This window comes from Pseudomonas sp. F8002 (genome assembly GCF_013385495.1).
Taxonomy (GTDB): domain Bacteria; phylum Pseudomonadota; class Gammaproteobacteria; order Pseudomonadales; family Pseudomonadaceae; genus Aquipseudomonas.
Genome location: NZ_JACAPW010000031.1, coordinates 206,266 through 227,944, shown reverse-complemented (window position 1 = coordinate 227,944; position 21,679 = coordinate 206,266). Strand labels below are relative to the sequence as shown.

The following is a 21,679-nucleotide window of genomic DNA, read 5'->3' as shown; positions in this document are numbered from 1 at the left end:
GGAACCAATCTCAGCCATCACCAAAATAACGGATATTCACCCACCACCGGCCGTAATAAACCGCCGCGCCAAAAACCCATACAACAGATACCCAAACGCCAATACCAGCGTCGCACCAAACACCGCCTCCTCACCACACGCGTAAATCGCATACAGCGAATACCCCACGGCAATCAGCAACACCGTGGTATTGCGCGCATACACCACCGCCGCCACCCGCGCCTTGTGCATCATCACCAGCAGCCCGGTCAGCGCGGTGACGTAAGGGATCAAATTGGTCACCACCGCCAGGTTCACCAACTTGCCGAACTGCGCACTGGCTGTGGGCGAGATGGTCGACAAGGCAATCAGGCTCTGCAACGCCGCGCAGGCAATCAGCCCCAACACCGGCGCGTGGGCGCGGCTGACCCGGCTGAAGAAGCGCGGAAACAGGCGCTGGTCCGCCGACATCTTGGCCGTTTGCGCCAAGGTGAATTGCCAGCCCAACAGCGAACCAATACACGCCACCACCGCCAGGGCCATGATGATATCGCCCACCAGCGGCGTGAAGATCTGCGCATACACCAGGGCAAACGGCGCAGAAGACTCGGCCAGTTCAGCGTTGGGCACGATGCCCTGAATCACTGTGGTCGACAGCACATACACCAGCGCCGCGCCGAGGGTGCCCAGCAGGCAGGCCAGCGGCACGGTGCGCTTGGGGTCTTCCACCGCGTCATAGCCCTGGGCCGCGGACTCCATGCCGAGGAACGCCCAGAGGGTCAGCGGGATACTCGCGCCAATCGCATCCCACAGTTGCAGTTGGTTGGGGTTCCAGGCATCGCTGAACACCTCCGTCTTGAAATAGAACCAGCCGATCACGCTCAAGCCCGCCACGGGAATGATCACGCCCCACACCGTGATCACGCCGATCCGCCCGGTCAGGCGCGGGCCGCCGAAGTTGGCCACGGTGGTCAGCCAGATCAGCCCGAGGGTGCCGATGAACAAGGGGATGGGGCCGCTGCCCAGCCACGGGATGAACGACGATAGATAGCCCACCGCCGAAATCGCTATCGCCACATTGGCGATGATCAGCGACAGGAAATACAGGAACGAACACAGGAAGAAACCCGACTTGCCATGGGCCTCTTCGGTGTAGGCCGACATGCCGCCGGTGCGGGTGCAGAAGAGGCCGCACTGGGCAAAGCAGTACGCGATCGCCATCGAACCCACGGCGGTGATCAGCCACGACAGCAGCGAAATCGCACCCAATTGCGCCATGCTGGCGGGCAGCATGATGATGCCCGAGCCCATCATGTTGATCGCCACCAGGGTGGTCAGGCCCATCAGGCTCATCTTTTTGCTTGGCTCGGCCATCGGCGACTCCTTGCGCTGAGAGGACAGCCTTGTCAGTGAAGCAGCTTGTTGCCTGTTTGCGCGATTATCAGCCTGCTGCCTGCGGCTGCATCCGCAACTCACCTTCCACATCCTTGATCAACCCACTGGCCAGGAACAGCGGCGCCACGCGCTTGTGCAGCTGCGGCTCGACAAATTCCTTCACCGTGTCCAGCGCCAGCGCGCCGCTCAACGGCAGCTCGGCCTTGGTGTAAGACAACCAGGCTTTCTTCAGTATCAGCAGCACGTCGCTGCCAGCGGTGGAGGCGAAGCGGCGGTGGGTTTTTTTACCGTCGAAATCGAAGGTGTGCTGGAACTCGTAACCGGCCTCGTTGCCTTCGCTGGCGACGCAGCGGATGCAGGTGCAGGGGCCATCGCCGAAAGCACTGCGCAGGTAGTTGTTGAAGTCCACCACGGGCTTGAGTGACAGGCGTTTGTCCACCTCGAACAGGTCCCCGGTCATTTTTTCGTCAGTGTTCAAGGTCCATTTCCTCGCAGCGGTTTTTTCAAGGGCGGCACGATACCAGCCGAAAGCCTAGGCGGGCAGTGTTTTTCGTATATCCATAGATCGCGATATTCTTTTTCGCACTGTACGTGGGCCGCTACGCTCGCAACCCTTCTCAACCTCGCGGCAGCGTTCTCATGATAATAAAACGACCCACCCTGACGCTCCTGGCAGCAGCCAGTGCGCTCCTCAGCCTTGGTGCACACGCCGAAGGCAAGATCAGCATCGCCCAGCAATTCGGCATCGGCTACTTGATCCTCGATGTGGTTCGTGACCAGAACCTGATCGAGAAACACGGCAAGGAACAGGGCCTGGACATCAAGGTGGAGTGGAACAGTATCTCCGGCGCCACCGCGATGAACGAGTCGCTGCTGGCCGGCGCGCTGGACGTGGTGTCGGCAGGTGTGCCGCCGATGCTGACGCTGTGGGACCGCACCAAGGGCAAGCAGAACGTCAAGGCCATCGCCTCGCTGGGCTCGATGCCCAACTACCTGCTGACCAATAACCCGGATGTGAAGACCCTCAAGGACTTCGGCGAAAAAGACCGCATCGCCGTACCGGCCGCGGGCGTGGGTTTCCAGTCGCGTACCTTGCAGATTGAAACCGCCAAGCAGTTCGGGAACGACAACTACAAGAAATTCGACGATATCTCCATCAGCCTGGCGCACCCGGACGCGACCGCCGCGTTGATTGCCGGCGGTTCGGAGATCAACGCGCATTTTTCCAGCCCGCCGTTCCAGTATCAGGAGTTGTTGAATCCCAAGGTGCACAAGGTGCTGAGTTCCTACGACATTCTCGGCGGCCCGGCGACGTTCAATGTGCTGTACACCACCGAGAAATTCCACGACGAGAACCCCAAGACCTACAAGGCGTTCTTTGACGCGTTGGCCGAGGCCGAGACAATCATCAAGGCCGACAAGCCGGCAGCCGCCCAGGCTTACATTCGTGTAGAGCAGTCGAAGCTACCGCTGGCGCTGGTGGAGAAGATTGTCCAGGACCCGGAAATCGACTTCACCATCGTGCCGCAGCGTACCTATATCTATGCCGAGAAATTGCAGGAGTTGGGGGTGTTGAAGAACAAGGCGGGGAGCTGGAAGGATTACTTCTTTGAAGAGGCGCATGGCGGGAACGGCAGCTGACTCTGTCTCGAATTGAAATGAGTACAAAATGTGGGAGCTGGCTTGCCTGCGATGGCGGTGGGGCAGTCAATACATGTGTTGGCTGACCCACCGCCATCGCAGGCAAGCCAGCTCCCACATTGGATCTGCGGTGTTTTCAGGTTCCCGCAAGGTTGTTCTTGATCCAGTCGTACAAGTGATTCCCCTCGCTCGACAACTCGCTGTTGGCCCGCCGGCACAGGTAGTACTGGCGGCCATCATCGACCTGTAGATCAAACAGCTTCACCAACTCCCCATTTGCCACATGCGGCGCCACCAGTGGCGCGCGCAGCAGTGAGCAGCCCAATCCGGTCAGCGTGGCCGTCAGCGCCAACTGACCATCCTCCAGCAGCAAACCATTCAACGCGGTCCCGTGATGCACGTCGGCGGCCTGGAACCATTGGCTCCAGGTGCCGCGCTCTTCGTCGTGCAACAGAGGTAATTCACTCAGCGCCTCAGGTGTGTCGATCGGCCCGTGTTGCTCCAGGAATGCGCGGCTGCAATACGGCGTCACCGCCCCGGAAATCAGCGGCTCGCTGTGGTACCCCGGCCAGTGCCCGGTGCCGAAGCGGATCGATAAATCGGCAGCGTCGCTGGGGTAGCTGCGGTGGTTGGCGTAGGTGACGTTGATGTCCAGCGCCGGGTGGTCCTTGAGGAACTGTGCCAGGCGCGGGATGAACAGGTTGATGCCGAACAGCGGGATCAGGCTGATGGTGACCTGGCGTGTGGCGCTTTTTTCCCGCACGTGTTCGGTGGCGCTGCGCAGTACGGCGAAGGCCGAGCGAATTGCGCGGTAGTACTCGCGGCCTTCTTCGGTGAGCACCAGGTTGCGGCCCTGGCGCAAGGTCAGCGGTTGCTGCAGAAAGCTTTCCAGCAGGTGCAATTGATGGCTGACGGCGGAGGGCGACACGTCCAGCTCGCGGGCGGCGGAATTCACTCCGCCGTGGCGGGCAAACGCTTCGAAGGTGCGCACGGCACGCAACGGCGGGTCATTGGCTAACTGTTCTAAATTATTCATGTGTTGAATTAAATACTAAGTGAGATGGCAAATAAAGAGCCATAAATGCCGTATTTATGGCGGTTATAGCGCTTTATGCGTTTGGCATAACCATATGAATTTCTGATATTTGATAAAAACAGAATAGATGCTTAGTGTGCCGCCCTCGTCAGTAGTGAGGTCGATGGTTTCCATGGATGCGTTTATCCAGCAGCTGCTCAATGGTTTGATGACGGGCAGTCTCTACGCGCTAGTGGCCTTGGGTTACACCATGGTCTACGGCATTTTGCGGATCATCAACTTTGCCCATGGCGATGTGTTGATGATTGGCGCTTTGGTGGGCCTCTCGGTGATTCGCCTGTTGCAGGTGACATGGCCGGCGATGCCGCCGGTGCTGGTGCTGCTGGCAGCCACTGTGATTGCCATGGCGTTCTGCGCGGTACTCGCGGTGCTGATTGAGCGGGTCGCTTATCGGCGCCTGCGCAATGCGCCGCGCCTGGCGCCATTGATCAGCGGCATCGGGGTGTCGTTGTTGCTGCAAACCGTCGCCATGTTGGTGTGGACGCGTAACCCGCAGATGTTCCCGCAACTGCTGCCGCTGGAACCGATTGAAGTGCTCGCGGGAGCTTCGGCGCATCCGGCGATCACCAACGCTACCGCCCTGACCACCATTGCCGTCGCACTGTCGGTAATGGTCGCGCTGCTGGTGCTGGTGGAACGCACACGCTTTGGTCGGGCCATGCGCGCCGTGGCCGAGAACCCGCAGGTGGCGAGCCTGATGGGCATCAACCCGAATCGCATCATCGTGCTGACCTTTGCCATTGGCGGCGCCCTGGCGGCATTGGCCGGAATCATGATGGCGAGCAACTACGGCAGCGCGCATTTCTACATGGGTTTCCTGCCGGGCATCAAGGCGTTCACCGCAGCCGTATTGGGCGGCATCGGCAACCTCAAGGGCGCGATGCTTGGCGGCCTGCTGCTGGGGTTGATCGAGGCCCTGGGTACCGGCTACCTGGGCGCTGCCACCCAGGGTGTGTTCGGCAGCAATTACCAGGATGTGTTTGCCTTTATCGTGTTGATCGCGGTGCTGGTGTTTCGTCCTTCGGGGCTGTTGGGCGAACGACTGGCGACCCGCGCATGAGTGTCCTGAATACCTCCCGCCAGCGCGCCAGCTTTGGCCTTGTATTGTTCGCCGTGGCGCTGGTGCTGGCGCCGTGGATTGTCGGGCATGCCGGCGGCAATACCTGGGTGCGCACCCTCGATTTCGCCTTGCTGTACATCATGCTGGCCCTGGGCCTGAACATCGTCGTGGGTTACGCCGGGCTGCTGGACATGGGTTTTATCGCGTTCTACGCAGTGGGCGCGTACCTCGCCGCATTGCTGTCCTCGCCGCATCTGTTGCAGCAATTCCCGGCGCTGATGGCGCTGCTGCCGGCGGGCATGCACACCTCGATCTGGTTGATCCTGCCCTTGGCCGCGTTGCTGGCAGCGGGCTTTGGCGTGTTGTTGGGCGCACCGACCTTGCGCCTGCGCGGCGATTACCTGGCCATCGTGACCCTGGGCTTTGGTGAAATCATCCGCATATTTCTGCGCAACCTGGATCGCCCGGTGAACATCACCAACGGGCCCAAAGGTATTTCCCAGGTCGACCCGGTCAACCTGCTGGGGATCAACCTCGGGCGCACCCAGGAGCTGTTCGGCCTGCGCCTGCCTTCGGTCTATCTGTACTACTACCTGTTCGCCGCGCTGGTGGTGCTGATCCTGTTTGCCTGCATTCGCCTGGAGCGTTCGCGCATCGGGCGGGCCTGGGTGGCGATTCGTGAAGATGAGGAAGCGGCCCAGGCCATGGGCGTCAACACCCTGCGCTTGAAGCTGTTGGCGTTCGCCATTGGTGCCGGGTTTGGCGGCGTCAGCGGGGCGTTGTTCGCCTCGTTCCAGGGCTTTGTCTCGCCGGAGTCCTTCACTCTCAATGAGTCCATCGCGGTGCTGGCGATGGTGGTGCTCGGCGGCATGGGCCATATCCCCGGGGTGATTCTCGGCTGCGTATTGCTGGCGGCGTTGCCCGAAGCCTTGCGCGCGAGCATGGGCCCGTTGCAGCAGGCGCTGTTCGGCCAGGTGCTGGTGGACCCGGAAATCATTCGTCAGTTGTTCTACGGGCTCGCGCTGATCCTGGCGATGCTCTATCGACCGGCAGGCCTGTGGCCAAAAGGAGTGGCGCGATGAATCAGCCGCTGTTGCAGATTGACCAGGTGAACAAGCGCTTCGGCGGCGTGGCGGCGCTCACCGACGTGAGCCTGAGCATCCAGCCTGGGGAGATCTATGGCTTGATCGGCCCCAATGGCGCCGGTAAAACCACCTTCTTCAACGTGATGACCGGCCTGTATACCCCGGATTCCGGGCGCTTCCAGCTCGACGGCGAGGACTACAAGCCGGCCAGCGTGCACCAGGTGGCCCAGGCCGGCATCGCCCGGACCTTCCAGAATATCCGCCTGTTCAACACCATGAGCGCGTTGGAAAACGTCATGGTCGGCCGCCATGTGCGCACCCGCAATGGCGTGTGGGCCGCCTTGAGTCGCCATCGTCGAGCCCGGGAAGAAGAAGCGCAAACCCGCGCCCATGCCCATCGCCTGTTGGCGTATGTCGGGCTGGCGGGGTTCGCCAATTACCGCGCCGACAGCCTGTCCTACGGCCATCAACGCCGCCTGGAAATCGCCCGGGCCCTGGCCACTGAACCACGTTTGCTGGCCCTCGACGAACCGGCCGCCGGGATGAACGCTGCCGAGAAAGTGCAACTGCGCGGCCTGCTGGAAAAGATCCGCGACGACGGCCACACGCTGCTGCTGATCGAGCATGACGTGAAGCTGGTGATGGGGGTGTGCGACCGCATCAGCGTGCTCGATTACGGCCAGGTGATCGCGGTGGGCGCGCCTGCCGAGGTGCGCCGCGACCCGGCGGTGATCCAGGCCTATCTGGGAGCCAGCGCCCATGTCTGAACCTTTATTGAAAGTCGACGGCTTGCAGGTGCGCTACGGCGCCATCGAAGCGGTCAAGTCCCTGGATTTACACATCGGCGAAGGCGAGCGAGTGACGTTGATCGGTGCCAACGGTGCCGGCAAGACCTCCAGCCTCAAGGCCCTGACCGGATTGCTGCCGGCAGCGGCGGGGCAGATTCACTTCGCCGGGCGTTCGATCCTCGGCCAGGCGCCGGACCAATTGCTGCGCCAGGGCATTGCGATGGTACCGGAAGGGCGCGGGATCTTTGCGCGCATGAGCGTCCTGGAAAACCTCCAGGCCGGAGCCTTCCTGCGTCGTGACACCGAGCAGGTGAACCGCGAGATCCGCCAGTTGTTCGAGCACTTCCCGCGTCTGGAGGAGCGCCTGCAGCAGTCCGCCGGCCTGCTCTCCGGTGGCGAGCAACAGATGCTCGCGCTGGCCCGGGCGCTGCTCTCCAAGCCGCGCTTGCTGGTGCTGGACGAACCGTCCATGGGCCTGGCGCCGATCATGGTGGAGAAGATCTTCCAGGTGATCGACGACGTGTGCCGCCAGGGCATGACCCTGCTGCTGGTGGAGCAGAACGCCCGGCTCGCGCTGCAGGTCACCGACCGTGCCTATGTGATGGACACCGGGCGCATCAGCCTCACTGGCCCGTCCCATGAATTGCTCGACCACCCCGAGGTGCGCAGTGCCTACCTCGGTGAATGAATCAACCCTGACGCTACCGGACGCCCGGCGTGTTCCGACCAGCCCGTAAAGAAACAGGAACCACTGATGAAGACTTTCAAGCACACCCTAGTGATCGGCCTGGCCCTGAGCAGCCTGGCGAGTGCCATGGCCCAGGCCGACCAGACTGTATTGATCGGCCTGGCCGGGCCGTTGACCGGCCCGTCGGCGCGGATCGGCAAGGACCTGGAAAACGGCGCGCAACTGGCCATCGACGCGGCCAACGCCAAGCACCCGAAAATCAACGGTGAGGCGGTGACCTTCAAGCTGCTGTCCGAGGACGACCAGTCCGACCCGCGCACCGCCGTCACCGTGGCCCAGCGCCTGGTGGACGAAGGCGTGGTGGGCGTGGTCGGCCACTGGAACACCGGCACCAGCATTCCGGCGGCGCGGGTTTATCACGATGCAGGTATCGCGCAAGTCGCCCCGGTTGCTACCGGGCACGCGTATACCCAGCAGGGCTTCGACACCAGCTTCCGGATCATGGGCCATGACGACGATGGCGGCGAGGTGGCCGGCGACTATGCTTTGAACACCCTCAAGGCCCGGCGCATTGCGGTGATCGACGACCGCACCGCATTCGGCCAGGGCCTGGCCGACCAGTTCGTCAAATCCATCGAGGCCGGTGGCGCCAAGGTGGTGTCTCGTGAATACGTCGACGACAAGACCATCGATTTCAGCGCAGTGCTGACCAATATCCGCAGCCAGAACCCGGACCTGATTTTCTTTGGTGGCGTCGATTCCCAGGCCGCGCCTTTGGCCAGGCGTATCAAGCAACTGGGCATCAAGGCACCGCTGATGGGGGCCGGTGGGTTTGTCAGCCAGACCTTCCTGCAACTGGCGCAGAACGAAGGCGAGGGCGTGATTGCCCTGGAGCCGGGCCTGGCGGTGGCGCAGATGCCGGGTGGCAAGGCGTTCGAGCAGGCTTACAAGGATCGCTACAAGGCGCCGATCGAACTGCACGCGCCGTTTGCCTATGACGGTGTCGGGGTGTTGGTGGCGGCGATCGAGAAGGCCGACTCGGTGGACCCGCAAAAGTACCTGCCGGTGCTGCGCGCCATCAGCTACCAGGGCGTGACCGGGACTATCGCGTTTGATGCCGAGGGCAACCTGAAGAAGCCGTCGTTCACCGTGTATCAGGTCAAGGGCAATCAGTGGCAGCCAGTGAGTGTGGCGGGCGGCAAGTAAACGAATTCTGTGGAGCTGACGGAGGCACACAATGAGCAAGCTGGAAGGTGAACTGGGCATCCTGGCCCGGCGTCGGATCGAAGCCGAAATCATCAAGCCGATCTACGAGATCCTGGTGCGCGAGCAGGGCAAGGAGTTTGCGGCGGCGGTGATCGGCGAGGCGGTGGGCAATGCAGCGATCCAGGCCGGCAAGCACTTTGCCGAGCTGGAAGAGCAGGGCGCCGACCTCAAGAGCTTTGTCGAGCTGCAAGTGCTCTGGGAAAAGGACGATGCGCTGAAGGTCGAGATCATCGCCAGCGACGCCGAGCACTACGACTATGACGTGAAGCGCTGCCGCTATGCCGAGATGTATCACGAGATGGGCCTGGGCGAGATCGGTCACCTGCTGTCCTGCAACCGCGACGAACTGTTTATCGTCGGCTACAACCCGGACATCAAGCTGACCCGCACCCAGACCATCATGGGCGGTGCCCATCACTGTGACTTCCGCTACCGGGCCAAACCCCAGGAGCCGCGTTCATGAACGACTTGGCGCGGGTCAATGGCGAGCGCCTGTGGGGCTCGCTGATGGAAATGGCGCAGATCGGCGGCACCGACAAGGGCGGGGTCTCGCGCCTGGCCCTCACGGATGAGGACCGCCGCGGTCGCGACCTGTTTGTGCAATGGTGCGAGGCGGCCGGTTGCAGCATTCGGGTGGATGCCATGGGCAATATCTTTGCCCGTCGCGCCGGGCGCCAGGATCACCTGGCCCCGGTGCTGACCGGTTCCCATGGCGATTCCCAGCCGGCGGGCGGCAAGTACGACGGTATCTACGGCGTGCTGGCCGGGCTGGAGGTGGTGCGCACCTTGAATGACCTGGGGATTGAAACCGAGCGGCCAATCGAAGTGGTGAACTGGACCAACGAAGAAGGCTCGCGGTTTGCGCCGGCGATGATTTCCTCGGGGGTGTATGCCGGGGTGTTTGACCTGGAGTACGGCCTGTCCCGGGAAGACAAGGCCGGGATCACCATCGGCCAGGCATTGCAGCAGATTGGCTATGCCGGTGCGCATCCGGTGGGTGGCCAGGCGGTGCATGCGGCGTTTGAGCTGCATATCGAACAGGGGCCGATTCTTGAGGCACAGGGCCTGACCATCGGTGTGGTCACCGGCGCCCAGGGCCAGCGCTGGTATGAAGTGGAACTGAGCGGGCGAAGCGCCCATGCCGGGACGACGCCGATGGATCACCGGCTGGATGCGTTGCTCGGGTTTGCCCGGGTGGTGGAGGCGGTGAACCAGATCGGCCTGGAACAGGGCGCCGAAGGGCGGGCGACGGTGGGCATGGCGAATATCTTCCCCAATTCACGCAACGTGGTGCCGGGGCGGGTGTTTTTCAGTGTGGAGTTTCGGCATCCGGATGAAGCGGTGCTGGGGTATCAGGATCGGCAGTTGCAGGCGGCGGTGGCGCGGATCGCCGAGGGGATTGGTTTGCAGCACAGCGTGAAGCAGATTTTCCAGTACGCGCCGATTGCCTTCGACCCTGAGTGTGTGGAGGTGGTGCGGGCTTCGGCGCAAGCGTTGGGGTATAGCCATCGCGACATGATTTCCGGGGCCGGGCATGATGCCTGCTACCTGAACCGGGTGGCGCCGACGGCGATGATTTTTGTGCCGTGTGTGGATGGGTTGAGCCATAACGAGGCGGAGGAGATTCATCCGCAGTGGTCGACGGCGGGGGCGGATGTGTTGTTGCAGGCGGTGTTGGCCAAGGCGGGGGAGTGAGCGAGGTTTAACTGTTCAACTGGGTTCCCTGTGGGAGCTGTCGAGCTTTAGCGAGGCTGCGATGAGGCCCTGTCAGGCAAAATAGAGATGTCGACAGTCAGGCCGCCATCGCAGCCTCGCTAAAGCTCGACAGCTCCCACAGGGGGACCGAGTTTCCACAGGGGGGGGCGAGTTCCCATAGGAAACCCAGTTTTCGCTCTGGAGCTTCTTTGTCTGATGGTCAGCGGAAGAACTCACCGGGTGTGGCGTCGAACTGCTGGCGGAAGGCGTTGATGAAGGCCGAGGTGGATTCGTAGCCGCAGGCCAATGCTACATCGGTCACGCGTTCGCCTTGTTCCAGGGCGGGCAGGGCGCTCAACAATCGCAGGCGCTGGCGCCATGCGCGGAAGGTCAGGCCGGTGTCGCTCAGGAACAGCCGGCTGAGGGTTTTCTCGCTGACCGCCAGTTTCTGACTCCACTGCCCCAGGGTGGTTTGCTGCTCCGGGTGCAGGTTCAGGCTGCGGTAAATCTGCCGTAAGCGGCCGTCGGCCGGCAGCGGCAACATCAGGTCGACCTGGGGCGCGGCGGCCAGTTGGTCCAGCACCACTTGGGCCAGCCGTCCATCCGGGCCATCCTCGGCGTATTCCACCGGCAATTCGCTGAAGTTGCGAATCAACTCGCGCAACAGGCTGCTCACCGCCAGCACCTGGCAGCGGTCGGCCGCCCAGGCGGTGACGCTGCAATCGAGGTACAGGCTGCGCATCTCGGTATGGGGCGAACTGAACACCCGGTGTGGCATGCCGGCCGGTATCCACACGGCCCGCTGGGGTGGCGCGACGAAGCGTCCTACGCTGGTCTGGATCTCCAGCACCCCGGATATTGCGTAGGACAACTGCACCCACGGGTGACTATGGCGGCGGGTCAGCGCGCGGTTGGGCAGGGATTCGGTGCGGCCATACACCGGCCTCGGCAGGCTGGAAAGCCCGGGCACGCTGCGGCGCACAGTTTTGTCATGTCCTTTTGGCGGCATTTACTGGCTCATTGGCGTTAGTCGGTAATAAGCCGTTACGTTAGAGTCGCGACGATGCTCTTGGCAACCCTTGGAAGATTGGCCTATGACCCGCCCACGCTTTTTACCTGACAACTTCACGCTGACCCTGGTGGCCACGGTGATCCTCGCGTCCCTGCTGCCCGCCAGCGGCCAGACCGCCGTGGCCTTTGGCTGGGTGACCAACCTGGCCATCGCGCTGCTGTTTTTCCTGCACGGCGCGAAACTGTCGCGCCAGGCCATTGTTGCCGGTGCGGGTCATTGGCGCCTGCACCTGCTGGTGTTCAGCCTGACCTTCGTGCTGTTTCCGTTGCTGGGCCTGGCGCTCAAGCCGGTGTTGTCGCCGCTGATCGGTAAAGACCTGTACATGGGCATGCTCTATTTGTGTGCGTTGCCCGCCACCGTGCAGTCGGCGATTGCCTTTACCTCCCTGGCCCGGGGCAATATCCCGGCGGCGATTTGCAGCGCGGCGGCGTCGAGCCTGTTCGGGATCTTCCTGACGCCATTGCTGGTGACGTTGCTGCTGAATGTGCATGGCGATGGCGGCTCCACCGTCGATGCGATCCTGAAAATCAGTGTTCAATTGTTGCTACCGTTCATCGCCGGGCAAATCGCCCGTCGCTGGATCGGCGAGTGGGTAGGGCGTAACAAATCCTGGCTGAAGTTCGTCGACCAGGGTTCGATTTTGCTGGTGGTCTACGGCGCCTTCAGCGAAGCGGTCAACGAGGGCATCTGGCACCAGATTCCGTTGTGGGAACTGGGTGGCCTGGTGGTGGCGTGCTGTGTGTTGCTGGCGCTGGTACTGGTGGCGTCCACGGTGCTGGGCAAGGCTTTTGGCTTCAGCCAGGAAGACCGGATCACCATCCTGTTCTGCGGCTCGAAGAAAAGCCTGGCCACCGGTGTGCCGATGGCCCAGGTGTTGTTTGCCGGGGCGAGCATGGGGGTGCTGATCTTGCCGCTGATGCTGTTTCACCAGATCCAGTTGATGGTCTGCGCGGCGCTGGCCCAGCGCTATGCCAAGCGTCCTGAGTCGATTCCCGAGCTGATGGGGCAAGTCGATCCCTGAATCGTCGTGTTACTATTTTTTGCGCGCGGCTCAAGGCCCGGCATCGGGCCGGCTTGATCTGCGCGCAAACGAGTACGACGACCTGTCAATGAGCATTTCCGCCGCAACACCTCAAGCCAACTGGCAACCGGTCTTCGCTCTCGCGTTGGCCGCTTTCGTTTTCAATACCACCGAATTTGTACCGGTCGGCCTGCTGAGTGCCATCGGCGCGAGCTTCGACATGCCCATCGCCAGCGTCGGCCTGATGCTGACCATCTATGCCTGGATCGTGTCCCTGACCTCGCTGCCGGTGATGCTGCTGACCCGTAACGTCGAGCGGCGCAAGCTGCTGATCGTGCTGTTCGGCATGTTTATCGCCAGCCATATCCTGTCCAGCGTGGCCACCAGCTTTGGCATCCTGATGCTCAGCCGGGTCGGCATTGCCCTGTCCCATGCGTTGTTCTGGTCGATTACTGCCTCCCTCGCGGTGCGTTTGGCGCCGGAGGGCAAGCAGGTGCAGGCCCTTGGGTTGCTGGCTACCGGTACTTCCCTGGCGATGGTTCTGGGTATCCCGCTCGGCCGCTTGCTGGGCGAAGCCATGGGCTGGCGCACCACCTTCCTGGTGATCGGCGCGTTTGCCGCCGGGCTGGTGTTCTGGCTGGCGCGCACCTTGCCGCTGCTGCCGAGCCAGAACTCCGGCTCGTTGCGCAGCCTGCCGCTGCTGTTCAAGCGCCCGGCGCTGGTGGCGTTGTATGTGCTGACGGCGATGGTGGTGACGGCGCAGTTCACTGCCTACAGTTATGTTGAGCCGTTTGTTGAAGGTGTTGCCGGTATGAGTGGCAATACGGTGACCCTAATCCTGCTGGTGTTTGGCGGCGCGGGAATTATTGGTTCGTTGTTGTTCAGCCTGGTGCATCGCTTTAGCCCCCATCGTTTCCTGATCAGCGCGGTGACCATACTGGCGCTGTGCCTGGCGTTGTTGCTGCCGTTGAGTGGCGAGGTGTCGTACCTGGTGACCCTGAGTGTGTTCTGGGGCATGGCCATCATGGGTTTTGGCCTGGCGTTGCAATCGAAGGTGCTGGTGCTGGCGCCGGATGCCACGGATGTGGCGATGGCGATGTTTTCCGGGATCTACAACATCGGCATTGGTGGCGGGGCGTTGATGGGCAGTTGGGTGGGCAGCCACTTTGGTTTTGCCTGGATCGGCGCGGCGGGCGGGTTGCTGGCAGCGGTGGCGTTGATTGGGTATTGCCTGGCGATTTATCGGTTTGGGCAGGGTGTGGCGCGTAGCCCTCTGTAGGAGGTAATTTTCATGGCAGTTCGTTTGATTAAACCGGCGGTATTCGCAGTGCTCGCCGGGTTTTCCGTGTTGTGGCTCAGCCCTGTGAGCCTGGCGGCCAGTTTTGACTGTGACCGGGCGAAGGCGCCTGACGAGAAAACCATCTGTGCCACGCGCTCCCTCAATGATCAGGACGTGACCATGGCGCTGCTTTATGACCTCAACCGGCACTTCATGGCCATGGGCGGGCGCGGTTCGTTGATGGATGATCAGGCTGTGTGGCTAAAAAAACGCCATACGTGCGGGGCCCAGGTCAGTTGCCTGACCCAGGCCTATACGCAGCGTATTGCGATGTTGCGTAGCTTTATCGATGAGCGGGTGATGACGAAGGGGCCGTTCTGAAGCAGTTACAGATCTTGTAATAGTTTTGCATTGTAGGAAATTCTTGTTTCGCCTGTACGATTCAAGTCCTTTTCCCACAACAGGACCTGCATGAACACCCTCTCGGAGCCTCCCAGTCGTCTTTCCCCAAGACATGCACTGTCGCCGTTCCCGCTGATCGCCTGCCTCCAGGCCAGGCACCCCGTCTTCCGATTGCCTACCCTTACCCGGTCCCTCGACCGTGCGTTGCCGTGCCCGGCATTCTGAAAAACTTGAAGAGATACTGAAAAATGGAATGGTTAGCGGATCCAACGGCCTGGCTCGGCCTGTTGACTTTGATTGTGCTGGAGCTGGTGCTGGGCATCGACAACCTGGTGTTTATCGCGATCCTGGCGGACAAGCTGCCGCCGGAGCAGCGTGACCGTGCGCGTCTGATCGGTTTGTCCCTGGCGTTGCTGATGCGTCTGGGCCTGTTGGCAAGTATTTCCTGGTTGGTGACCCTGACCCAACCGCTGTTCGAGGTGTTCGACAAGAGTTTCTCGGGCCGTGACTTGATCATGCTGTTTGGTGGTGTGTTCCTGTTGTTCAAGGCCACCATGGAATTGCATGAGCGCCTTGAGGGGCATGTGGCTCAGCGCACTGGCAACGTGGCCTATGCGATGTTCTGGCCGATCGTTGCGCAGATTGTGGTGCTGGATGCGGTGTTCTCCCTCGATGCGGTGATTACTGCCGTGGGCATGGTGGATGAGCTGGCGGTGATGATGATCGCGGTGATCATTTCCATCGGCCTGATGATCATTGCCAGCAAGCCGCTGACCCGTTTCGTCAACGCCCACCCGACGGTGATCATGCTGTGCCTGGGCTTCCTGATGATGATCGGTTTTGCCCTGACCGCAGAGGGCCTGGGCTTCCACATTCCCAAAGGCTATCTGTACGCGGCCATCGGCTTCTCGATCCTGATCGAGCTGTTCAACCAGATCGCCCGGTCGCGCCGCAAGAAGTCGGCCCAGGGCACGCTGCCGAGGCGTGAGCGCACGGCCCACGCGGTGATGCGTTTGCTCGGCGGGCGTAATCTGGCAGTGGAGGAGGTGGGTGAAGAGGTCGCCGACCTGCTGGACAACCCCGATGCCAACGGCGGGCCGCTGTTCGACCGGCGCGAGCGGGTGATGATCAGTGGCGTGCTGCAACTGGCTGAACGCCCGATCCGTACGCTGATGACGCCTCGGGCGAAGGTGGACTCTATAGATCTGTCGGACGATCCCGACACTATCCGCCTGAAACTGATGCATTCGTCTTACTCGCGTCTGCCCTTGATCCGCAACGGTAATGTCGACGAGCCATTGGGCTTTGTGCACAAGAAGGAGTTGCTCAAGGAATACCTGGCCGGTAACGAGCCGAACCTGGAGCACCTGGCGCGCCGGGCGGTCAACTTGCTGGAGAGTTTTTCGATTCTCAATGCCCTGGAGCAGATGCGTCAGGAGTCGACTCACATTGCCTTCGTGATCAACGAATTCGGCGACTTTATCGGGGTGTTGAGCATGACCGACATCCTCGAGTCCATCGCCGGTGAGTTGCCGGATGCGAGTGAGGTCGAAGGCCCGGATATCGTCGAGGAGGAGGGTGGTTTTCGCGTCAATGGCGCCTTGAACCTCAACCTGATCCGCCAGCGCACCGGCTTCAAGGCTATGGCGACGGAGGATTACCAGACCCTGGCCGGGCTGGTGATGAGCCTGCTGGATCGACTGCCGGTGGTCGGTGACAGCCTGGAACATGAAGGCTGGCGCCTGACCGTGGCGGCGGTGGAGGAGCGGCGGGTCACGCAGGTGTTGCTGGCCCCTCTTTAACGGGTGAATTTCATTCGACGCTGGGCTGGCCTTTGGATAGCATCGCCGCTCACTGAACCGTTAAGGAAGGGTTACCCGAATGACTTTGGACGTGCTTAAGATTTCTGCATTCTGTGACGGCAACCAGGGCGGTAACCCGGCGGGTGTTTGGATCGGTGACAGCCTGCCGGAAGCTGTAGAAATGCAGCGTATCGCCCACGAAGTCGGGTTTTCGGAAACCGTATTTGCCTGCCCGCAGGATGACGGCTGGCGCGTGCGGTACTTCGCGCCGGAGTCCGAAGTTGCGTTTTGCGGGCATGCCACCATCGCCCTCGGTGCGGCCTTGAGCCTGGCGTTGGGCGATGGCGAATTCCACCTGGCGTTGAACAATGGCGATATCTCGGTCAGCGGTCGCAGCGAAGGCGACCTGATCGAGGCCGCGCTGCAATCCCCGCCAACCCGCAGCGCACCGGCCAACGATGCGCTGGTGGACGCGGGCCTGACCCTGTTCGGTTACACCCGCAATGACCTGGACCCGAGCATTCCGCCGGCGATCATCCATGCCGGCATCTCCCACCTGGTGCTGGCGCTCGACAGTCGCGCCAAACTCAGCCAGATGCACTATGAACTGGAAGCCGGTCGCCGCTACATGACCGACGCCGGGCTGGGTACCGTGGTGCTGGTGTTTGCCGAAAGCCCGACACTGTTCCACACCCGCAACCCGTTTGCGGTGGGCGGCGTGTACGAAGACCCGGCCACCGGTGCCGCGACCGCTGCCTTTGCCGGCTACCTGCGGGACCTGGGCTGGCCGCACAACGGGCGCATCGACATCATTCAAGGCGAAGACATGGGCAGCCGGTCACGCTTGCAGGCGCAGATCACCGATGAGAAGGGTGCCTCGATTCGGGTTTCGGGGACGGCACGGTTGATGTTGGAGGACTGATTCTGGTCTTGGCGAACGTCTCCCTCAGCGTTTTTTCGTCGAACCCCTTCAGCTTATTGATCATCTTGCCGTTCTGGAAAACCAGCAGGGTAGGCGTGCCGGTAACCTCGGGATGCCTCGGGGTTTGGGCAGTGTCGAGCACCAGGCTCTTCACGGAGCTGGCGTATTTCCCGGCAATCCGTTCAAACAGTGGCCCGGCTTCCCCGCAGGCCGGGCAGTGCTGCGATACAAACAGCATGAACACCGTTCTATGCGCCTTGAGCAACTGCTGATACTGCTCGGCATCGGCAATCACCGCCGTTGCAATTCCCATGATGATCTCCTTGAGCGAAAGGCCTGGCCCACGCTAATCCCGGCGATCAAAACCGTCTACTGTCAAAACTAACAGGTACCCACCCCCAACTGGCCCATTGTGGCGAGGGAGCTTGCTCCCGCTGGGCTGCGCAGCAGCCCCAAAGGATTCAGCGCTCCGCCCGCTCCCGAGCCTTCTTCGCCAACCCCACGCACTGCTTATAGTCACCCTGATCCTTGGCATCCTTCGCCCTGCGATACCCATGATGATTCTGCGTGGTGTAGTTCGTACTGAACGCCGCCTTCAGCCTGACCAGCTCGGCCTTGCATTCGCGCCGGTCATCCTTGGCGAACACCTGGGTGGCAAATGCCAGCGACAACAACATAAGGACAAGACTGATCTTCATCTGAACGCGTTCCTTGGGGGGTCGATCATCTGCCAAGACTAGCCCAGCCACGGAATTCTTCCATCCGGCCACCGCACCGCTTTCGTGCACGGTAACGACCCGCCCCCGCACCCAAATGTGGCCTGTCACCCCGGTGTGTAGCCAACGGTAGCAATCTGATTGCAGCGGCTGACCCAGTGCCTTATCGCTGATAAAAATCTATCCCGTTGATTTAAAAAGAAATTAATCCCGCAATATTTTTCTGTTACTGCGTGTGGCACACTTTCTGCTGTCTATTCCGTTGTTACATACTAAGTTCCGGTATAGCGGAATACACAATCCCTGGAGTGCTTGTCATGCATCACCGACCTTCCGTGTTCAAAGCGTGTGTTTTTCTCTTCGCCGCATCGGCTTCCCTCGCCAGCGTAGTGCAGGCGGCGGACAGCAAGCTCGATACAGTGCTCAAGCGTGGGCACCTGATCGTGGGTACAGGCAGTACCAATGCGCCGTGGCACTTCCAGGGAGCGGATGGCAAGTTGCAGGGTTTTGACATCGACATCGGCCACATCGTGGCCAAGGGTCTGTTCAATGACCCGAGCAAAGTCGAATACGTGGTGCAGTCTTCCGATGCCCGGATTCCCAACCTGTTGACCGACAAGGTCGACATGAGCTGCCAGTTCATCACCGTTACCGCCAGCCGCGCGCAGCAAGTGGCTTTCACCCTGCCGTACTACCGCGAAGGCGTGGGCCTGCTGCTGCCGGCCAACAGCAAATACAAAGAGATCGAAGACCTGCAGGCCGCCGGCGACAGCGTCACCGTGGCCGTGCTGCAAAACGTCTACGCCGAAGAGCTGGTGCACCAGGCATTGCCCAAAGCCAAGGTCGACCAGTACGACAGCGTCGACCTGATGTACCAGGCCGTGAACTCCGGGCGTGCCGACACCGCTGCCACCGACCAGTCCTCGGTCAAGTACCTGATGGTGCAAAACCCGGGCCGCTACCGCAGCCCGAGCTACGCCTGGAGCCCGCAAACCTATGCGTGCGCCGTCAAGCGTGGCGACCAGGACTGGCTGAACTTCGTCAACACCGCCCTGCATGAAGCCATGACCGGCGTGGAGTTCCCGATGTACAAGGCCTCGTTCAAGCAATGGTTCGGTGTGGATCTGCCAGAGCCTGCGATCGGTTTCCCGGTTGAGTTCAAGTAATTCGTAAACCCTGGGGCGTCGCTGACGGCGCCCCAATCAGGTACTGCCGACCATGAACTATCAGTTGAACTTTGCCGCTGTGTGGCGCGATTTCCCCAGCTTGCTGGCGGGGCTCGGCCTCGGCCTTGAACTGGCACTGCTGTCCATCGCCATCGGTTGCGTGATCGGCCTGTTGATGGCGTTTGCGATGCTGTCCAAACACCGTGCGCTGCGCATCGTGGCCTCGGTGTATGTGACGGTGATCCGCAACACCCCGATCCTGGTGCTGATCCTGTTGATCTACTTCGCCTTGCCCAGCCTGGGTATCCGGCTGGACAAGATCCCTTCGTTCATCATCACCCTGTCGTTGTACGCCGGTGCCTACCTCACCGAGGTCTTTCGCGCAGGCCTGCTGAACATTCCCAAGGGGTTGCGTGAAGCGGGCCTGGCCATTGGCCTGGGCGAGTGGCGTATCCGCGCGTACATCACCGTGCCGGTGATGCTGCGCAACGTGCTGCCGGCGCTGTCGAACAATTTCATTTCGCTGTTCAAGGACACCTCCCTGGCCGCCGCGATCGCGGTGCCGGAGCTGACCTATTACGCCCGCAAGATCAACGTCGAAAGCTACCGGGTGATTGAAACCTGGATGGTCACGACCGCGCTCTATGTGGCTGCCTGTTACCTCATTGCCATGCTGCTCCGTTACCTGGAACAGCGTTTGGCAATTCGCCGCTAAGGAGCGCCCATGTACGAATCCCCCAGCTGGCTGCATGAGTTGTGGATCGCCCGGGAAACCCTCTGGGCGGGGTTCCAGACCAGCGTCTACTGCTCGGCCCTGGCCATTATCTTCGGCACCCTGATCGGCATCGTTGCCGGGTTGATCCTGACCTACGGCAAATTCTGGATGCGCGCACCGTTTCGCCTGTACGTCGACCTGATCCGCGGTACGCCGGTGTTTGTGCTGGTATTGGCGTGCTTCTACATGCTGCCGGCGCTTGGCTGGCAGATCACTGCGTTCCAGGCCGGTGCCGTGGGCCTGACGCTGTTCTGCGGCTCTCACGTTTCGGAAATCGTGCGCGGTGCATTGCAGGCCATTCCCAAGGGGCAACTGGAAGCGGGCAAGGCCATCGGCCTGACCTTCTACCAGTCTCTTGGCTACGTGCTGTTGCCCCAGGCCCTGCGGCAGATCCTGCCGACCTGGGTCAACTCGTCCACCGAAATCGTCAAGGCTTCCACCTTGCTGTCGGTGATCGGTGTGGCCGAGCTGCTCCTCAGCACCCAACAGGTCATCGCCCGGACGTTCATGACCCTGGAGTTCTACCTGTTTGCAGGCTTTATGTTTTTTGTCATCAACTACGCCATCGAATTGTTGGGGCGTTACATTGAAAAGCGGGTGGCGTTGCCATGAACCAACTCTCAAAAGAAAGCCAGCCACTGCTGAACATTCGCGGCCTGCGTAAACAGTACGGCCCGGTGGAAGTGCTCAAGGGCGTCGACCTGAGCATGCAGCGCGGCAACGTCGTGACGTTGATCGGCTCCAGCGGCTCGGGCAAGACCACGCTGCTGCGTTGCGTCAACCTGCTGGAAGAATTCCAGGGCGGCCAGATCACCCTCGACGGTGAATCCATCGGCTACAGCGAGGTCGGCGGCAAGCGCGTGCGCCACCCGGAGCGGGTGATCTCCCAGCACCGCGCGATGACCGGCATGGCGTTCCAGCAGTTCAACCTGTTCCCGCACCTGACCGCCTTGCAGAACGTCACCCTGGGCCTGCTCAAGGTCAAGAAGATGGGCAAGGACGAAGCGGTTGCACTGGCGGAAAAATGGCTGGACCGTGTCGGCCTGCTGGAGCGCCGCAATCACTTCCCGGGCCAACTGTCGGGCGGCCAGCAACAGCGCGTGGCGATTGCCCGGGCGATTGCGATGAACCCGAGCCTGATGCTGTTCGACGAAGTCACCTCGGCCCTGGACCCGGAACTGGTGGGCGAAGTGCTCAGCGTAATCAAGGGTTTGGCGGAAGAGGGCATGACCATGTTGCTGGTCACCCACGAAATGCGCTTTGCCTATGAAGTCTCGGACAAGATCGTCTTCATGAACCAGGGCCGCATTGAAGAACAAGGGCCGCCGAAAGACATCTTCGAACGCCCGCAATCGCCGCGACTGGCGGAATTTCTCAAGAACATTCGTTTTTAAATCATCACTTCAGGAGATCCATTATGAGCATTACTCGTTACGGCACCGGCGCCACTGCAGGCGGCGGCCAGCCTCGTCCTTTCGCCCGCGCGGTGGAAGCAGATGGCTGGTTGTACGTGTCGGGCCAGGTGCCGGCGGTGGACGGTGAAATCATCACGGGCGGGATCGTCGAGCAGACCCACCAGACCATGCGCAACGTGGTGGCGATTCTCGAAGAAGCCGGCTACGCCCTTGAAGACGTGGTGCGCGTCGGTGTATGGCTGGAAGACCCACGGGACTTCTGGAGCTTCAACAAAGTCTTCGGCGAATACTTCAACCCGGAACATGCCCCGGCGCGGGCGTGTGTGCAGGCGAACATGATGGTCGATTGCAAGGTTGAGATCGATTGCGTGGCCTACAAGAAAAAAGGCTAAATGCCCGTCTCTTGAGACCACAGG

24 protein-coding genes are annotated in these 21,679 nt (G+C 61.3%); 18 read left to right on the top strand and 6 right to left on the bottom strand.

Annotation, left to right across the window (positions count from 1 at the left end):
• Positions 1–36: 36 nt before the first annotated feature.
• Together potE and HX811_RS22655 are read right to left on the bottom strand one after the other, a co-directional pair.
• Positions 37–1,353, bottom strand: a complete 1,317-nt coding sequence (potE, locus tag HX811_RS22660; RefSeq protein ID WP_177047504.1) for a putrescine-ornithine antiporter — start codon at positions 1,351–1,353, stop codon at positions 37–39.
• A gap of 67 nt (positions 1,354–1,420) precedes the next feature.
• Positions 1,421–1,852, bottom strand: coding sequence for a hypothetical protein (locus HX811_RS22655; protein ID WP_177047496.1), 432 nt, complete (start codon positions 1,850–1,852; stop codon positions 1,421–1,423).
• A gap of 161 nt (positions 1,853–2,013) precedes the next feature.
• Between HX811_RS22655 and HX811_RS22650 the strand changes: the two genes are divergently transcribed.
• Positions 2,014–3,015: an ABC transporter substrate-binding protein gene (locus HX811_RS22650; RefSeq protein ID WP_177047494.1), complete on the top strand. Its 1,002-nt coding sequence runs from the start codon at positions 2,014–2,016 to the stop codon at positions 3,013–3,015.
• A gap of 136 nt (positions 3,016–3,151) precedes the next feature.
• Here the strand turns inward: HX811_RS22650 and HX811_RS22645 are convergent, their stop codons facing one another.
• Complete coding sequence (locus tag HX811_RS22645) at positions 3,152–4,051, bottom strand: LysR substrate-binding domain-containing protein (protein ID WP_003207960.1); 900 nt, start codon at positions 4,049–4,051, stop codon at positions 3,152–3,154.
• Between the two features lie 172 nt (positions 4,052–4,223).
• On the opposite strand from HX811_RS22645, the gene HX811_RS22640 reads away from it, so the two are divergent.
• The 7 genes from HX811_RS22640 (at position 4,224) to HX811_RS22610 (ending at position 10,693) form a co-directional block, all read left to right on the top strand.
• Positions 4,224–5,171 carry a branched-chain amino acid ABC transporter permease gene (locus HX811_RS22640; protein ID WP_008436930.1) on the top strand — a complete coding sequence of 316 codons (948 nt, stop codon included), beginning with the start codon at positions 4,224–4,226 and terminating at the stop codon, positions 5,169–5,171.
• Positions 5,168–6,253: an ABC transporter ATP-binding protein gene (locus HX811_RS22635; RefSeq protein ID WP_177047492.1), complete on the top strand. Its 1,086-nt coding sequence runs from the start codon at positions 5,168–5,170 to the stop codon at positions 6,251–6,253. Before HX811_RS22640 ends, HX811_RS22635 begins: the two co-directional genes overlap by 4 nt.
• Positions 6,250–7,023: an ABC transporter ATP-binding protein gene (locus tag HX811_RS22630; protein WP_102369348.1), complete on the top strand. Its 774-nt coding sequence runs from the start codon at positions 6,250–6,252 to the stop codon at positions 7,021–7,023. Before HX811_RS22635 ends, HX811_RS22630 begins: the two co-directional genes overlap by 4 nt.
• A complete protein-coding gene (locus HX811_RS22625) occupies positions 7,016–7,732 on the top strand; it encodes an ABC transporter ATP-binding protein (RefSeq protein WP_008436935.1) in 717 nt (238 codons plus the stop codon). The genes HX811_RS22630 and HX811_RS22625 overlap by 8 nt, the downstream gene beginning before the upstream one ends.
• Positions 7,733–7,798: 66 nt before the next feature.
• Complete coding sequence (locus HX811_RS22620) at positions 7,799–8,938, top strand: branched-chain amino acid ABC transporter substrate-binding protein (RefSeq protein WP_177047490.1); 1,140 nt, start codon at positions 7,799–7,801, stop codon at positions 8,936–8,938.
• 31 nt (positions 8,939–8,969) lie between these two features.
• A complete protein-coding gene (locus tag HX811_RS22615) occupies positions 8,970–9,461 on the top strand; it encodes an L-2-amino-thiazoline-4-carboxylic acid hydrolase (protein WP_177047488.1) in 492 nt (163 codons plus the stop codon).
• A complete protein-coding gene (locus HX811_RS22610; protein WP_177047486.1) occupies positions 9,458–10,693 on the top strand; it encodes a Zn-dependent hydrolase in 1,236 nt (411 codons plus the stop codon). Before HX811_RS22615 ends, HX811_RS22610 begins: the two co-directional genes overlap by 4 nt.
• A 220-nt stretch (positions 10,694–10,913) precedes the next feature.
• Here the strand turns inward: HX811_RS22610 and HX811_RS22605 are convergent, their stop codons facing one another.
• Positions 10,914–11,702: a helix-turn-helix domain-containing protein gene (locus HX811_RS22605; RefSeq protein WP_177047482.1), complete on the bottom strand. Its 789-nt coding sequence runs from the start codon at positions 11,700–11,702 to the stop codon at positions 10,914–10,916.
• An 85-nt stretch (positions 11,703–11,787) separates the two neighbouring features.
• On the opposite strand from HX811_RS22605, the gene HX811_RS22600 reads away from it, so the two are divergent.
• The 5 genes from HX811_RS22600 (at position 11,788) to HX811_RS22580 (ending at position 17,191) form a co-directional block, all read left to right on the top strand.
• On the top strand, positions 11,788–12,786 hold the full coding sequence (locus HX811_RS22600; RefSeq protein WP_087694198.1) for a bile acid:sodium symporter family protein: 999 nt from the start codon (positions 11,788–11,790) through the stop codon (positions 12,784–12,786).
• Positions 12,787–12,874: 88 nt separating this feature from the next.
• The gene (locus HX811_RS22595) at positions 12,875–14,065 is read left to right on the top strand and encodes a sugar transporter (protein ID WP_008436945.1); all 1,191 of its coding nucleotides are present in this window, start codon (positions 12,875–12,877) and stop codon (positions 14,063–14,065) included.
• Positions 14,066–14,077: 12 nt separating this feature from the next.
• Entirely contained in the window at positions 14,078–14,446 is a 369-nt protein-coding gene (locus tag HX811_RS22590; protein ID WP_177047480.1) for a lysozyme inhibitor LprI family protein, read from the top strand.
• 269 nt (positions 14,447–14,715) lie between these two features.
• The gene (locus tag HX811_RS22585; RefSeq protein WP_177047477.1) at positions 14,716–16,269 is read left to right on the top strand and encodes a TerC family protein; all 1,554 of its coding nucleotides are present in this window, start codon (positions 14,716–14,718) and stop codon (positions 16,267–16,269) included.
• A gap of 79 nt (positions 16,270–16,348) precedes the next feature.
• Positions 16,349–17,191, top strand: a complete 843-nt coding sequence (locus tag HX811_RS22580; protein WP_087694193.1) for a PhzF family phenazine biosynthesis protein — start codon at positions 16,349–16,351, stop codon at positions 17,189–17,191.
• Here HX811_RS22580 and HX811_RS22575 read toward each other — a convergent pair.
• Together HX811_RS22575 and HX811_RS22570 are read right to left on the bottom strand one after the other, a co-directional pair.
• On the bottom strand, positions 17,127–17,504 hold the full coding sequence (locus HX811_RS22575; RefSeq protein ID WP_177047475.1) for a co-chaperone YbbN: 378 nt from the start codon (positions 17,502–17,504) through the stop codon (positions 17,127–17,129). The genes HX811_RS22580 and HX811_RS22575 overlap by 65 nt on opposite strands.
• Before the next feature lie 148 nt (positions 17,505–17,652).
• On the bottom strand, positions 17,653–17,889 hold the full coding sequence (locus HX811_RS22570) for a hypothetical protein (protein ID WP_003207990.1): 237 nt from the start codon (positions 17,887–17,889) through the stop codon (positions 17,653–17,655).
• A 335-nt stretch (positions 17,890–18,224) separates the two neighbouring features.
• On the opposite strand from HX811_RS22570, the gene HX811_RS22565 reads away from it, so the two are divergent.
• Genes HX811_RS22565 through HX811_RS22545 form a run of 5 tightly spaced genes read left to right on the top strand, consistent with a single transcriptional unit; the run spans position 18,225 to position 21,655 of the window.
• Positions 18,225–19,073 (top strand): transporter substrate-binding domain-containing protein, encoded by an 849-nt coding sequence (locus tag HX811_RS22565; protein ID WP_003207992.1) that lies wholly within the window; start codon positions 18,225–18,227, stop codon positions 19,071–19,073.
• 52 nt (positions 19,074–19,125) lie between these two features.
• On the top strand, positions 19,126–19,788 hold the full coding sequence (locus tag HX811_RS22560) for an amino acid ABC transporter permease (RefSeq protein WP_003207993.1): 663 nt from the start codon (positions 19,126–19,128) through the stop codon (positions 19,786–19,788).
• 9 nt (positions 19,789–19,797) lie between these two features.
• On the top strand, positions 19,798–20,460 hold the full coding sequence (locus tag HX811_RS22555) for an amino acid ABC transporter permease (protein WP_010173357.1): 663 nt from the start codon (positions 19,798–19,800) through the stop codon (positions 20,458–20,460).
• Positions 20,457–21,242, top strand: coding sequence for an amino acid ABC transporter ATP-binding protein (locus HX811_RS22550; protein ID WP_003207998.1), 786 nt, complete (start codon positions 20,457–20,459; stop codon positions 21,240–21,242). Before HX811_RS22555 ends, HX811_RS22550 begins: the two co-directional genes overlap by 4 nt.
• A 23-nt stretch (positions 21,243–21,265) precedes the next feature.
• Entirely contained in the window at positions 21,266–21,655 is a 390-nt protein-coding gene (locus HX811_RS22545; RefSeq protein ID WP_003208000.1) for a RidA family protein, read from the top strand.
• Positions 21,656–21,679: the final 24 nt, after the last annotated feature.

Bases quoted from the DNA above. Each gene is read 5' to 3' on its own strand.
- HX811_RS22550 (WP_003207998.1), top strand. From the start codon at position 20,457: ATGAACCAACTCTCAAAAGAAAGCCAGCCACTGCTGAACATTCGCGGC.
- HX811_RS22615 (WP_177047488.1), top strand. From the start codon at position 8,970: ATGAGCAAGCTGGAAGGTGAACTGGGCATCCTGGCCCGGCGTCGGATC.
- HX811_RS22555 (WP_010173357.1), top strand. From the start codon at position 19,798: ATGTACGAATCCCCCAGCTGGCTGCATGAGTTGTGGATCGCCCGGGAA.
- HX811_RS22605 (WP_177047482.1), bottom strand. From the start codon at position 11,702: ATGCCGCCAAAAGGACATGACAAAACTGTGCGCCGCAGCGTGCCCGGG.
- HX811_RS22580 (WP_087694193.1), top strand. From the start codon at position 16,349: ATGACTTTGGACGTGCTTAAGATTTCTGCATTCTGTGACGGCAACCAG.
- HX811_RS22585 (WP_177047477.1), top strand. From the start codon at position 14,716: ATGGAATGGTTAGCGGATCCAACGGCCTGGCTCGGCCTGTTGACTTTG.
- HX811_RS22575 (WP_177047475.1), bottom strand. From the start codon at position 17,504: ATGGGAATTGCAACGGCGGTGATTGCCGATGCCGAGCAGTATCAGCAG.
- HX811_RS22620 (WP_177047490.1), top strand. From the start codon at position 7,799: ATGAAGACTTTCAAGCACACCCTAGTGATCGGCCTGGCCCTGAGCAGC.
- HX811_RS22640 (WP_008436930.1), top strand. From the start codon at position 4,224: ATGGATGCGTTTATCCAGCAGCTGCTCAATGGTTTGATGACGGGCAGT.
- HX811_RS22650 (WP_177047494.1), top strand. From the start codon at position 2,014: ATGATAATAAAACGACCCACCCTGACGCTCCTGGCAGCAGCCAGTGCG.
- HX811_RS22590 (WP_177047480.1), top strand. From the start codon at position 14,078: ATGGCAGTTCGTTTGATTAAACCGGCGGTATTCGCAGTGCTCGCCGGG.
- HX811_RS22645 (WP_003207960.1), bottom strand. From the start codon at position 4,051: ATGAATAATTTAGAACAGTTAGCCAATGACCCGCCGTTGCGTGCCGTG.
- HX811_RS22595 (WP_008436945.1), top strand. From the start codon at position 12,875: ATGAGCATTTCCGCCGCAACACCTCAAGCCAACTGGCAACCGGTCTTC.
- HX811_RS22565 (WP_003207992.1), top strand. From the start codon at position 18,225: ATGCATCACCGACCTTCCGTGTTCAAAGCGTGTGTTTTTCTCTTCGCC.
- HX811_RS22545 (WP_003208000.1), top strand. From the start codon at position 21,266: ATGAGCATTACTCGTTACGGCACCGGCGCCACTGCAGGCGGCGGCCAG.
- HX811_RS22630 (WP_102369348.1), top strand. From the start codon at position 6,250: ATGAATCAGCCGCTGTTGCAGATTGACCAGGTGAACAAGCGCTTCGGC.
- HX811_RS22570 (WP_003207990.1), bottom strand. From the start codon at position 17,889: ATGAAGATCAGTCTTGTCCTTATGTTGTTGTCGCTGGCATTTGCCACC.
- HX811_RS22635 (WP_177047492.1), top strand. From the start codon at position 5,168: ATGAGTGTCCTGAATACCTCCCGCCAGCGCGCCAGCTTTGGCCTTGTA.
- HX811_RS22610 (WP_177047486.1), top strand. From the start codon at position 9,458: ATGAACGACTTGGCGCGGGTCAATGGCGAGCGCCTGTGGGGCTCGCTG.
- potE (WP_177047504.1), bottom strand. From the start codon at position 1,353: ATGGCCGAGCCAAGCAAAAAGATGAGCCTGATGGGCCTGACCACCCTG.
- HX811_RS22560 (WP_003207993.1), top strand. From the start codon at position 19,126: ATGAACTATCAGTTGAACTTTGCCGCTGTGTGGCGCGATTTCCCCAGC.
- HX811_RS22600 (WP_087694198.1), top strand. From the start codon at position 11,788: ATGACCCGCCCACGCTTTTTACCTGACAACTTCACGCTGACCCTGGTG.
- HX811_RS22625 (WP_008436935.1), top strand. From the start codon at position 7,016: ATGTCTGAACCTTTATTGAAAGTCGACGGCTTGCAGGTGCGCTACGGC.